This is a genomic window from Zhongshania guokunii, from assembly GCF_040892635.1.
GTDB classification, from domain to species: Bacteria; Pseudomonadota; Gammaproteobacteria; order Pseudomonadales; family Spongiibacteraceae; genus Spongiibacter; species Spongiibacter guokunii.
Window position 1 is genome coordinate 195,127 of sequence record NZ_JBFRYA010000002.1, and the last position, 12,621, is coordinate 207,747.

The following is a 12,621-nucleotide window of genomic DNA, read 5'->3' on the forward strand; positions in this document are numbered from 1 at the left end:
GTTTTGAGTGGGCGAAAAAAGTTAAGCCTATGAAGGGTGCTCAACCGTTGGGGCCAGCAACTCAATCAATAACGGATGCTCTCGCAATTCAGACAGTGCGGGATCGCGATACAGCTCTTCTCGATATGATTCAGACTGCGCCACGGCGTGAGTAAAGTAGCGCGCCGCGTCGTCGAGATTTCCTTGGCAGGTATGAGCGCAGGCCAACTGATAAAACGCGTGGGCATTGGTTTCGTCTAGCAGCAACGCTTGCTGACAGAGATTGATTGCCCACTGTGGCTCGTTTTGATCGAGTGCAGCATCAGCCTTATAAGTAATCGCCTCAATATCGTCGCCTCGCGCCGCCAGAATTTGGTCGTATATAGCGATTTTACCCGCTGGACTCGATTCCTGACTGGCTCGCAGCCACAGCGAGTGAATCTCTTGAGTAAGGGTTATTTCTTCGCGGTTAGACTCGATATGTGCGGTTTCTTGTTTTAACTGCTTTTCAATCGCGCGCAGACGCTTCTCGTACTCTTCAACCAATTCGGCAACTTGTTCGTTAGCAACACTGTGCACTTTTTCTTTAATATCACGCACCGAATTCCAACCCATTAACACAAGAGCCGAACTCACGCCCGCGATAAGGTAGAAAAAATAGGTAACCGTGTTGGTTGCGTAAGAAACCGCCTTATCGGCGGCGCCTAATTCGCGGTCGACTACTTCGGCGGCTAATTCGCGATGAGCACGCTCCATGTCGATACGCAGGTTGCGCACTTCATCGAGCATATAGCGCTCAATAAAAGGCGAGTAGAGCGGCTTATCTAAATTATCGATACTAGCATCTACTTGGGCCGCACTCGGCTGAGACTCGCTTGGCATAGACTCGGCGCTTTCAGCAGCTACCGCGAACAGGGGCAACAGCCCCCAACAGAGGATAAACCCCTGTATTACGCTGCGCATATAGCTTCACCGTGGTCATGAACCTCGACCAAACAGCGGTGCAAGCTGGCGACGCCTTTCTCGTAATCGTCTTCATTAACAACAAACTGCATGTCGACCTGACGCATAGACTGGTGCATGGCCAACACACTAATGTTTGCCGACGCCAATGCCACGACGGTTTTAGCCAACATACCTGGCACCTGCATATCGCTGCCAATCGCAGAAATAATTGCTACTTTGCGGGTACTGACTTCCGCTTCGGGGAACAATTCTTTAACCGCGCTAACAATGCGTTTCACGGTTTTTAAATTAACACCCAGATAATTAGTAATGGTATTGGCATTGATGTCTTTAGTGATCACCGTACCTTTATAGCGCTCGATAGCACCCAGTATTTTTTGCTCGTACTGCCACAGCGCACCCACCATGTCTTGATCGAAAACTTCCAGTGCATACACTTGTTTGCGACCGGCAATAATTTCAACACAGGGCTTTTCACTGCGGTAATCGCAATCAATAAGCGTACCCGAGTGATGAGGCTCAAAGGTGTTTTTTACCCGCAAAGCAATTTTCTTTTGGCGCAAACCCTTGGCCGCGCGCGGGTGTATTGCTTCCATGCCCAAGTTGGCAAGCTGGTCGGCAACATCGTAGTTGGTGCGGCCTATCGGCACCACTTTATCGGCACCCACCAAACGCGGGTCGGCACTGCTAAGATGGTACTCTTTGTGAATAACCGCTTCGCGGGCACCACTAATAACCGCCATACGACTGAAGGTCATTTCGCTATAACCGCGATCAAAGCTCGCCATTAAGCCTTCTTTACAGTGAGCGTAACCAGTAACAATCGGCAGGGTGGTATTTAAATCAATACCCTCTAGCGCCTCAGTAATATGCTGATCAAGTGGCAGCGCTTCTTCTGCACGCCAGCCCGACAAGTCAATATAACAAGTATTGATACCATCGCGCTTAAGCAGCGTTGCGGTATTCCAAGCGCTGTGCGCCTCGCCAATACTGGCCAGCATTTCCCGCACGGTAAGCAGGTGGTCTTCTAAACCAAAATGACCATGCTGGCAGAGCCTATGTAAGTTATCCATGCAGCGCTCGGCTTCAAACAGCCGACCTTCAATATAGGTGTTAGCGGCCTCAAGCTGCTCGGCGTCGGGAAACAAACCAGCATTAATTTCTTTTAAGGCATTGCCGACATTGCTTAGTGCATCGCGCCACAAAGTTTCGGCGCCGTCATCGGCAAACAGAGCGTAAACCCCAGGATGACTAGTACGCTTATTTTCTAATAATAAATCGGTTACGCCGCCGTAAGCTGAAACCACGAAGATACGCTGATAAATATTACCGCTCTCACCGCCGGCTAAAATAACATTGTCGCGCACCGCCTCGTAGTTGGTCATTGAGGTGCCGCCAATTTTCTCTACACTGTGTCCCACTGCTACTCTCCCTTGAATTTAAAAAATGTTTTTAAAAATTCAATAGCTCAGGTCACTGCCTCAGCCGCTAATGGGTAGACCCCATTTTCGTCATGCACTTCTTTGCCGTTCAGCGGTGGATTAAATACGCAGGCCATTTTCATGTCTTCACTGCCGCCGCGCAGTAAATGATTGTCGTGCTTATCGAGAATGTACAAAGTGCCCGCTTCAATTTTATAAACTTTGCCGTCACTTAAAGTTTCAACTTCACCATTACCAGACATGCAGTACACCGATTCCAGATGGTTCTGGTAGTGAATTGGCGTTTCAGTATTGGCGTAAATGGTGGTGATATGGAAAGAAAAACCCATTTTGTCGTCTTTCAGCAACATCCGCACACTGCTCCAGTTATCACTATCAACGCGGCGCTCAGAGTTTTGACATTCTTCCAGTGTTCTTACAATCATCTTGTGTTCCTTTTCCTAATACTAAAATTCGTTAGCTCAATTGCTGAATAAAGCACGCCACTTCCGCAAATATTTATCTGCAGAAGAGGCGTATGCTCAGCCGCTTACGAAGCTTTTTTAGCTACTGACTCACCCAGTACTTCGGCGATACTGTCAGACAAAATATCCAGTCCGCGCATTAACTCGGCTTTATCAATGGTTAATGGGCAAAACACTTTAACCACGTGACCACGGTTACCACAGGTTTCAATGACCAAGCCCCGCTCAAAGCAAGCGCGACCAATTTCGTCGGCAATATCACCGTCGCGACAGGCCAGACCCTGCATCATGCCGCGGCCCTTGGGCTGCAATTTGGTAACGCCATAAAGATCAGAAAGCTTCTTAAAGCGGTGGCTGACGATGGCTGATTTTTCAACGATCTCAGCGGCAAACTTATCGTCTTTCCAGTAGTGGCGAATAGCAGCCGCTGCGGTGATAAAGGCGTGGTTATTACCGCGGAAAGTACCGTTGTGCTCACCCGGCTCCCAAATATCTAAATCGGGGCGAATCAGTACAATCGCGAAGGGCAGGCCGTAGCCGCTCAATGATTTAGACATGGTGATAATGTCGGGCTTGATACCGCTACCTTCAAAGCTAAAGAAAGTACCTGTGCGACCGCAGCCCGCTTGAATGTCGTCAACAATCAACAGAATATCGTGTTTGCGACACAGTTTTTCCAAGCCGCGCAGCCAATCATTATTGGCGACATTTAAGCCACCCTCGCCCTGCACTGGCTCGACGATCATCGCCGCAGGCAGATCGACACCCGAAGACGGGTCTGAAAGTAGCTTGTCCATCATTTTCAGGCTGTCGGCATCGCGACCGTAGTAGCCGCAAAACGGCATACGAGTAACATCGCCCAACGCCACGCCAGCGCCACCGCGGTGATGGCTATTACCGGTGGCCGCAACTGCGCCCAGGGTTACGCCGTGAAAACCGTTGGTGAACGAAACAATACTGGTACGACCGGTGACTTTGCGTGCCAATTTCAGCGCCGCTTCCACCGCGTTAGTACCAGTGGGGCCAGTAAACTGAAAAGTGTAGGTCATGTCTCGCGGCGCAAGAATATGCTCGTTAAAAGCCTGTAAAAAATCGCCTTTGGCCTCGGTGTGCATATCTAGGCCGTGGGTGATGCCGTCGCGCATGATGTAATCAACCAGCGCCTTTTTTAGTACGGGGTTATTGTGGCCGTAGTTTAAGGTGCCTGCGCCAGCCAAAAAGTCGATGTACTGCTTGCCATCGGTAGAGTACAAGTGCTCGCCTTGGGCCTTATCAAAGGTCACCGGAAATGAGCGGGCGTAGGATTGTACTTCGGATTCAAGTCTGTCAAAAATAGTCATGTTTAGTCCTCTTAGTGTTCTTTACTGAGCGGATGAATACTGAGTAAAAAAATATTGGCTCAAGCTTACTGAGCGAAGGGGCCGATACACAGCAGCGCTTCGCTGTCGTGCTGGCCGCCAAAATGCGCCTCTTTTTCAAACCAGAGGCTATGATTTAATTCAGTATCCAGATCTCGGGCAAAACTGCGGAACAAAGCCCAAGATGCTTCGTTATCTGGTGTAATAGTAGTTTCCATATATTTCACTTCTGCGCAGGCCGGACGCTTAATTACTTCTTTGAGCATCTTTTTGGCCAAGCCTTTGCCGCGCTGACTCTTATCCACCACCACCTGCCACACAAATACGGTGTTCGGCTTAGCGGGAATAATGTGCGCAGAAATAAAGCCCACTAATTTGCCGTCTTCTTCAGCGGCAACCGCGGTTTCGGCAAAGTGGGTGCAATGCAGCAGATTGCAATAAACGGAATTAGTATCGAGTGGTGGGCTGGCCGCCACTAATTGGTTTAGGGCGTAACCATCTTCCGCCGTTGGCTGGCGAAAACGAAGCGTGGCAGCCGTGGCTTGCGTCGCGCTATTTGATTTCAACACAATCTATTAGTGTTCATACTAATTTAGCGAGTAAATAGCATGATATTAAGGTGATAATCCCTTAAATACCGCCAATCATCCCTAAATAAATGAACCCAACCTCCTGATTAATTACTTAGAACACGAAGGATTATACGCGCTTTTATAGCATTATTTCAAGCCTAGCTATTGACAAGAGCACGGGATAACTGATGCAAAAATCGCCACAAGCCGCTACCATTGGGCCGCTAAGCCAATCTGCAGGCCCCGAAAATGAATCGTATTAACGAAGTATTAGTCTCATTGCGCCGCGTAACTCGGGCAATTGATTTGCATTCAAAGCATTTAATGAAGACCGCAGGACTCACCGCGCCCCAAATGCTAATACTGCAAACCCTACGCGATAAGGGCGACGCCATTATCAGTGACGTCGCCAATCAGGTTAGCCTCAGCCAAGCCACGGTAACCAGCATTCTCGACCGCCTCGAAAAGCGCGGGCTTGTAACAAGGGAGCGCTCGAGCCTCGACAAGCGCAAAGTCTTTGCCTGCCTCACCGACGCCGGTAATGATTTAATACGCAACGCGCCCATGCCGCTGCACGATTACTTTATTCGCCAGTTCAGCGACCTCCAAGACTGGGAGCAAACCCATATCATTAGCGCCCTGCAACGCGTCGCCCACATGATGGACGCCCAGCATATTGACGCCGCGCCCGTGCTTGATGTTGGCGCCATCGACCGCCAGAGTGAAGACGAAGCCCATACCTTTGGTTTTTCCAGCGACTAAGCAGGCCGGCAACCACCTGCACCCGCAGCGTCACAAAACTGCCACACTCGACCATTACATTGCTGTGTACTTATATGTACACAATGTAAAGGAATCCTCATGGAGTGCCCTAGCTGCCAGCGCACCAACGCCACTTTGTTTGGCAGTAAAAATTCTCACGATTTGTACCAGTGCCAGCACTGCACTTTAATTTATATGCACCCCATGCCGAGCACCGATGCGCTTGCCGACTATTACCACAACTACCACAAAACCCCACAATACACTCGCAAATTGCAATCTAAGCAGCGTCGCGCAGCCAAACGCATCTGGTCATTAAAACGCTTATGCAAAGGTAAGCGTTTTATTGATATTGGCTGCAACGCTGGCTTTGCTGTTGAAGCCGCGCGCAGCCTAGGCCTAGATGCGCTAGGCATCGACCTAGACAACGCCAGCATAGACTTTGCTCGCCGCCAATACCCCCTCGCAAAATTCCAAACCATCGCGGCAGAAAATCTCGCCAGCCAAGGTGAAAGCTTTGACATTATTTACTGCTGCGAAGTGATCGAGCACCTGGCCAATCCGCACACCTTTCTGGATGCCCTGTACGCTATGCTAAATGACGGCGGCGTTCTGTTTTTAACCACCCCCGACATCGCGCACTTTTCTGTAAAACGCAATTTATTGGAGTGGACCGCAATTAGACCGCCGGAACATTTATTGTATTTCGCCAAAGCATCACTCAAACAGCTCTTAGAAGCACATCAGTTTAGCAAAGTGAATTTTCGCCCCAACTTCAAGCCCACCTTAAAAGTCGTGGCTCAAAAGCGAGCGCCCAAGTCAGGTCGCCTTAAGCAAGGCTCTGACATAGCGGCGATTTAAGGGGTAGACTGCGGCTTACTCGTTTTTCGGAGCCAAATTAATGCAGATATTTCCGTCTTTTCGCCTCAGCCAAGCCCTGTTAACTGGGCTCTTGCTAATAGCTTTAAGCGCATGCAGCCCCGAGGCCAGCAACACCGACGGTCAAGTAGCGGCAAATACCGCAAGCGCTGCCAATGCCTCTAGCCGCAGCCGAATGCCCAGCGATCCAGCGCTAAAGTCCTTATATATTCAAAGCTGCTATGGCTGCCACAGTGCCGGCGCCGCCGGCGCGCCCCGCAGCGGCAATAGGAAGCAGTGGGCTCCGCGCCTGCAAAAAGGCTTAGAAGAATTACTGGCTAATACCAAAAGCGGAATTAACAGCATGCCGCCCAGCGGAATGTGCGTTAATTGCAGCGACGACGACTTTCGGGCGCTGATTTTATTCTTGGCTGGTGAAGCCGAATAGGCTGCGACACAGGCAAAATCACCAAGACCGACTAGGCTTATAACAACGGCGGCAGCATGATCTACCGCCATCGCGATTACGTAAACTCTCGCGTTAACACTCACAATTACCAAGGACACCAAGCCACCATGCCAAACTCTGACTCCATCCGCATTGGTATCAGCGCCTGTTTACTCGGCGAGCAAGTGCGCTATGACGGTGGCCACAAGCGCCTGCCTTTTGCCTCAGAAGAACTGGCCAGACACTTCAGTTTCGTCAGTATTTGCCCCGAGCAGGCCATCGGCATGGGCGTGCCACGGCCAACCATTCGCTTAGTCGGCGAGCCTGACAATCCGCAACTGATTGGCAGTAGCGACAGCAGTCTGAATGTCACCTCACAAATGCAGAGCTATGCCAAGCGCACCGTCGCTAAGCTCAACCACATCAGCGGCTATATACTCTGCGCGAAATCCCCCAGCTGCGGCATGGAGCGAGTACCGGTATACGACGACAAGGGCAATGGCCTAGGCAAGGTTGGCGTTGGCCTTTACGCCCGCGAGCTAATGGCCGCCCAACCGCTACTACCCGTTGAAGAAAACGGCCGGCTCAACGACGTCCACTTGCGCGAGAATTTTGTGTTGCGGGTGATCGCCTATGCGCGCTGGCAAGCGATTGCAGCACAAGGCTTAACTGCCAAGCGTCTCGAAGACTTTCACCGCCGCCATAAATTCCTATTACTAGCTCACAATCAACCGATTTATCGCGAATTGGGACCCATCGTTGCCGAAGCAGGCGATCTTGACGATAGGGCTGATCGCTACATCGCCAAATTTATGCAGGCCCTGAAACAGCCCGCCAGCATCAAAAATCACACCAACACCCTGATGCATATCCAAGGCTTTTTTAAAGACCATCTCGATGTCGAGGACAAAATCAGACTCACCGAAGTGATCCGCGACTACGCGGAAGGCATGCTACCCCTGCTTGTACCACTGGAAATGCTGAGCCTTTACTTAAGAAAATACCAAGTAGATTATCTGCTCGACCAATACTATTTCGACCCCTACCCACGGGACCTGAAACTGCGCATGGGGCTATAATTTATGGCCGCACTAGTATGGTTTCGCAACGATCTACGCAGTCTCGACCACCCAGCATTGAGCGCCGCCTGCGCCGAGCACAAGACCGTGCGCGGCGTCTATTTGCTCTGCCCCCAGCAGCTCAATGAACACCTCATCGCACCAATACGCCGGCATTTCCTGCGGCGCGCACTAGATGAGCTAGGCCAACAACTGGGCGAACTGGGCATCGCCTTTGACATCATCGACGCGGAGCATTTCCAGTACTCAGCTGGGCAGCTCGCAGACTATTGCCAAGCACATAATATCGACGCGGTGTATGCCCACCGCGAGTTGCTAGTAGACGAAATAAAGCGCGACGACGCCTGTCTCTCACAGGGCATTCCCCTGCAATTAATAGACGACAGCCTTCTTAACCCGCTACGGGTCACTAAGCCAAACGGCGAACCGTATAAAGTATTTACGCCATTTTCTCGACGCAGTCGCGATTATCTAATGGCCAATTTCCCTCGCTGCCTACGCCGGCCCGCCGCCCAAGGCCCCGCCATCAACAACCGCCACTGCGCTGTTTTTGGCGAAGAACGCGCATCTGACGACTGGCCGGTTAGCCAAACCGCTGTACTCGAGCAATTACGCAGCTTTTGCGCTGAACGCGCCGCCGACTACCAAGCCAGCCGCGACTTTCCCGACCTCGATAATACCTCGCGCCTATCAGCCACACTCGCACTCGGCTTACTTAGCGCTAGGCAATGCCTAGCACGCCTACAGCAGGAGTGTGGAGACGCCATTTGGGACACTAAAACAGGCGCTGGCACTTGGCTTAACGAGTTGCTGTGGCGCGAGTTTTATCGCCATATTGCCTACCATTTTCCACAAGTAGTTAAGGGCCGAGCTTATCAAGCTTATACCGACCAGATTCCCTGGCCCAATGATCAACGCTTATTTGATGCCTGGCGGGAAGGGCGCACCGGCTATCCCATTGTCGATGCTGGCATGCGGCAGCTCCGCGATACTGGCTGGATGCACAATCGCCTGCGCATGATTACCGCCTCGTTTCTGTGCAAAGATTTGCACATCGACTGGCGCTGGGGAGAGCGCCACTTTATGGAAAACCTCATTGACGCGGATTTTGCCGCCAACAACGGTGGCTGGCAGTGGGCCGCCTCGACGGGCACCGACGCGGCCCCCTATTTTCGAATTTTCAACCCCACCACCCAGGGGCAGCGTTTTGACGCCAAGGGTCATTTTATTCGCCGTTATATTCCCGAGCTAGCTCACCTGTCAGACAAAGCCATTCACCAGCCCCCCACGCAAGCTAATTATCCTGCACCAATTGTCGATCACGGAATAATGCGACATATTACCCTCGCACTTTTTCAAGATGCGAGGGACTAAGCCCCCGTAAGTACTTTTATTGCTTCGCGCTAACGTCGCCGCTGGCTAATCAGCTTGATAGTGAACTATGCTATGGGGGCTTGCCGGAGCACAATAAAATGAAAGGAGAAACCGTGCGATCTGCTGCCTTATTTCTATTACTGATAAACGCCATTTTAATTAGCCACTCAAGCATTGCCAGTGCCGACAATCGGCTCGTGTTTGGGGTCAGCGAGTACGTCTACATTGAAGAGCTCGATGTGCGCTACAAAGCAAAAATTGATACCGGTGCAGAGAGCGCCTCAATCAACGCCATCAATGCCAAAGTAGAGAAGGGCCAAGGCAAAAAAGATGACCTTGTGCATTTTGATCTAGTGTTGCCAGACAACACCCTTAAATCCGTTACCCTGCCATTGAGTAAACACATTCGCATTAAACGGCGGGCATCTGATTACGATGAGCATGAAAAAGACTACACTCGCCGCCCAGTACTGGAGTTAACCCTGTGCGTCGGAGGCCAGTCGCATTTGGTCGAAGTCAATCTCGCCGACCGCCGCCAGTTTTCAAAACCGATGCTAGTTGGTTCTGAGCCATTGACCGCCTTTGGCGCGCTGGTAGACCCAAGCAAAAAATATCTACAAGACAAATCACTCTGCACTAAAAAAGCAGAAGCCAAGGAGCACGATGAATGAAGGGCGTAAAATTACATGTCAGGGTACTGGCGCTAGCGCTATTATTGATCGGCGCTGCCAGTACTGCATGGCAGATTTTCGTGCTCAATATTCCGGTATCGTCCGACACCACCGAACCGGTCTGGGTCATTGATACCAAGCTTACCTTTAGCGCCCGCGACAACACCCCTGTTAAAGTACAGATGTATGTCCCGCCAAGCTGGAGCAAATTTATTACCCTAAACGAGAGTTTTATCTCGAAAAATTACGGGGTAAACACCGACATTGTTAACGACAACCGGCAAGCTGTATGGTCGGCCCGCCGCGCCGAAGGGCAGCAGCAACTGTTTTACCGGTTGATGCTAACTAAGCGCAGCAATTCGCGCTTTGCCGAGTCAGAGGCCGGCCCGCTGTTCCGCGAGAGCCCCGAATTAGCTGGCGTTGAAAAAGTGGCGGTAGATGCCCTTTTAAAACCAATTCGCGAGCACTCCGCCGACATTGAAACCTTTATTCGCGAAGCGATTAAACTCATCAATGAACCCAGCAACGACAATGCGCGACTATTGCTAGGCAATAACTACACCCAAGACAACAAATCAATGGTGCTGGAACTGCTGTTGTCCTCGGCACATATTCCAGTTGAGCGAGTCCGTACCCTGCGTTTAATCAGCGGAGTGGCCCAAAGCCCAGAGTTGTGGATGCGCAGCTATAACGGTAAGCGCTGGCTGTATTTTAATCCTGAAACCGGTGCCCAGGGCCTACCCGACGACCGAGTAGTGTGGTGGACGGGCAATGACCCCATCGCCAAAGTCGAGGGCGGACGCCACTTAAAAGTGGAGATCACTGCCAACCAGAAAGTCATGAACTCCATTACCTTGGCCCAGTCGATCGCCGAGAGTAAAGAAAACAAATTCTGGGCGCTGTCGCTCTACGATCTGCCCTTACAGTCCCAGCAGACCTTCGAAATTATTTTAATGATCCCCATTGGCGTAATGCTCATTCTATTATTGCGCAATGTGATCGGCTTAGAGACCCTCGGCACCTTTACGCCGGTACTGATTGGCCTTGCGTTCCGAGAAACCCAAGTGTTGTGGGGGATTATTCTATTCACCTTGATTACCGCGCTAGGTCTGTCGATACGATCCTATTTAGAGCATCTCCACCTCCAGCTGTTATCCCGACTCTCGGTGGTACTAACCTTTGTCGTGATTATCATGGCCTTGATCAGCGTACTCGGCCATCGCTTGGGCCTGGACCGCGGCCTGTCTATCGCCCTGTTCCCCATGGTTATTCTCACCATGTCGATCGAGCGTATGTCGATTGTCTGGGAGGAGCGGGGCGGCCTACACGCCGGCAAAGTGGGTATTGGCACCCTCATCGCTGCAACCTTGTCGCACCTCATGATGACCTATGCACCGTGGACCTATTTCGTGTTTACCTTCCCCGGCATGCTATTGATATTTATGGCCTTTATGTTAGTACTTGGCCATTATCGCGGCTACCGACTCACCGAATTATTCCGTTTCAACGCCATGATCAAGGGTAGGCAATAATGTCCTTATTCAGCACCTGGAAAGATCTTCGCCAGCGCGGCGTAATGGGGATCAATCAGCGCAATGCCGACTATGTCTTGCGCTATAACCAGCGCCATCTCTACCCCTTGGTCGATGACAAAATCAAAACCAAGGAACGCGCAATCAAGGCCGGCATCCACGTGCCGACCATGTACGGTGTTATTGATTCCGACAAAGGCATCAGCAAGCTAAAAGATATTGTGAAAGGGCATAGCGACTTTGTGATAAAACCCGCACAAGGCGCAGGCGGCGACGGTATTCTGGTTATTGCCGATCAATTTGAAGGCTATTACCGCACTACCTCTGGACGCCTACTGAGCACCGAAGATATCGAGTTTCATATCTCTGGGATTCTATCCGGTATCTATTCGCTGGGCGGGCATCGCGACCGCGCGCTAATCGAGTACCGAGTAATACCAGATCCCATCTTCAGTGCTATTAGCTATGAGGGCGTGCCAGACATTCGCATTATTGTGCTCAAAGGCTACCCCCTGCTCGCCATGTTGCGCCTGCCCACCCGCCAATCTGGCGGCAAGGCCAATCTGCATCAGGGCGCCATCGGCGTCGGCGTGGATTTAGCTACTGGCATCACCTTAGACGGCACCTGGCTCAACAAACTCATCAACAAGCATCCAGACACCACCAACCCCGTTCGCGGCGTACAGCTACCTTACTGGGATGGTTTTATGTCACTAGCCACGCGCTGCTATGAATTGACTGGCCTCGGTTATCTCGGCGTCGATATGGTCTTGGACAAAGACGAAGGCCCGCTGATGCTGGAGCTGAACGCCAGACCCGGCCTCAATATTCAAATCGCCAATGATGCGGGATTAGCGGCGCGCTGCAAAACCGTTGAAGATGAAATTGAGCGTCTGAATGCCAAGGGTATTAGCACTGCCAAACCAGCCAAGCGCATGGCGTTTTGTCAGCGCGAATTTGCCCAGCCCCTGCAAAACCTAAGCACCTTAAGCGGCGATAATGAAGCGCAGAGCAGCGAGCTTAGCACTCCGCCCGAAACCAGTACTTAACAGTTAACACTCAGCCCCAATCAATAGCCATAAAAAAGCCGCTTAATTCCACCGGTAAAGTCTCCGA

At 51.3% G+C, this 12,621-nt stretch carries 13 protein-coding genes; 8 read left to right on the forward strand and 5 right to left on the reverse strand.

The features are described from left to right. Positions 1-27: 27 nt before the first annotated feature. The 5 genes from AB4876_RS03550 to ectA form a co-directional block, all read right to left on the reverse strand. The gene (locus AB4876_RS03550; protein WP_368380269.1) at positions 28-942 is read right to left on the reverse strand and encodes a TPR end-of-group domain-containing protein; all 915 of its coding nucleotides are present in this window, start codon (positions 940-942) and stop codon (positions 28-30) included. Beyond that, positions 930-2,366, reverse strand: a complete 1,437-nt coding sequence (locus AB4876_RS03555; RefSeq protein ID WP_368380270.1) for an aspartate kinase — start codon at positions 2,364-2,366, stop codon at positions 930-932. Before AB4876_RS03555 ends, AB4876_RS03550 begins: the two co-directional genes overlap by 13 nt. A gap of 47 nt (positions 2,367-2,413) precedes the next feature. Next, positions 2,414-2,812 (reverse strand): ectoine synthase, encoded by a 399-nt coding sequence (locus AB4876_RS03560; RefSeq protein WP_368380271.1) that lies wholly within the window; start codon positions 2,810-2,812, stop codon positions 2,414-2,416. Positions 2,813-2,916: 104 nt separating this feature from the next. Then, positions 2,917-4,191 (reverse strand): diaminobutyrate--2-oxoglutarate transaminase, encoded by a 1,275-nt coding sequence (ectB, locus tag AB4876_RS03565; protein ID WP_301028491.1) that lies wholly within the window; start codon positions 4,189-4,191, stop codon positions 2,917-2,919. Positions 4,192-4,256: 65 nt separating this feature from the next. Then, positions 4,257-4,778, reverse strand: a complete 522-nt coding sequence (gene ectA, locus AB4876_RS03570; RefSeq protein ID WP_368380272.1) for a diaminobutyrate acetyltransferase — start codon at positions 4,776-4,778, stop codon at positions 4,257-4,259. 252 nt (positions 4,779-5,030) lie between these two features. Here ectA and AB4876_RS03575 point away from each other — a divergent pair, with 252 nt between their 5' ends. The 8 genes from AB4876_RS03575 (at position 5,031) to AB4876_RS03610 (ending at position 12,554) form a co-directional block, all read left to right on the forward strand. Then, on the forward strand, positions 5,031-5,543 hold the full coding sequence (locus AB4876_RS03575; RefSeq protein ID WP_368380273.1) for a MarR family winged helix-turn-helix transcriptional regulator: 513 nt from the start codon (positions 5,031-5,033) through the stop codon (positions 5,541-5,543). A gap of 99 nt (positions 5,544-5,642) precedes the next feature. Then, positions 5,643-6,404 carry a class I SAM-dependent methyltransferase gene (locus AB4876_RS03580; protein ID WP_368380274.1) on the forward strand — a complete coding sequence of 254 codons (762 nt, stop codon included), beginning with the start codon at positions 5,643-5,645 and terminating at the stop codon, positions 6,402-6,404. A 40-nt stretch (positions 6,405-6,444) separates the two neighbouring features. After that, the gene (locus AB4876_RS03585) at positions 6,445-6,849 is read left to right on the forward strand and encodes a c-type cytochrome (protein ID WP_368380275.1); all 405 of its coding nucleotides are present in this window, start codon (positions 6,445-6,447) and stop codon (positions 6,847-6,849) included. Between the two features lie 56 nt (positions 6,850-6,905). After that, on the forward strand, positions 6,906-7,928 hold the full coding sequence (locus AB4876_RS03590; RefSeq protein ID WP_368380276.1) for a YbgA family protein: 1,023 nt from the start codon (positions 6,906-6,908) through the stop codon (positions 7,926-7,928). A 3-nt stretch (positions 7,929-7,931) separates the two neighbouring features. After that, the gene (gene phrB, locus AB4876_RS03595; protein ID WP_368380277.1) at positions 7,932-9,302 is read left to right on the forward strand and encodes a deoxyribodipyrimidine photo-lyase; all 1,371 of its coding nucleotides are present in this window, start codon (positions 7,932-7,934) and stop codon (positions 9,300-9,302) included. 98 nt (positions 9,303-9,400) lie between these two features. Then, on the forward strand, positions 9,401-9,973 hold the full coding sequence (locus tag AB4876_RS03600; RefSeq protein ID WP_368380278.1) for an ATP-dependent zinc protease family protein: 573 nt from the start codon (positions 9,401-9,403) through the stop codon (positions 9,971-9,973). Further along, positions 9,970-11,505 carry an inactive transglutaminase family protein gene (locus AB4876_RS03605; protein WP_368380279.1) on the forward strand — a complete coding sequence of 512 codons (1,536 nt, stop codon included), beginning with the start codon at positions 9,970-9,972 and terminating at the stop codon, positions 11,503-11,505. The genes AB4876_RS03600 and AB4876_RS03605 overlap by 4 nt, the downstream gene beginning before the upstream one ends. Next, positions 11,502-12,554, forward strand: coding sequence for an alpha-L-glutamate ligase-like protein (locus AB4876_RS03610; RefSeq protein ID WP_497024781.1), 1,053 nt, complete (start codon positions 11,502-11,504; stop codon positions 12,552-12,554). Before AB4876_RS03605 ends, AB4876_RS03610 begins: the two co-directional genes overlap by 4 nt. The last annotated feature ends 67 nt before the right edge of the window (positions 12,555-12,621 follow it).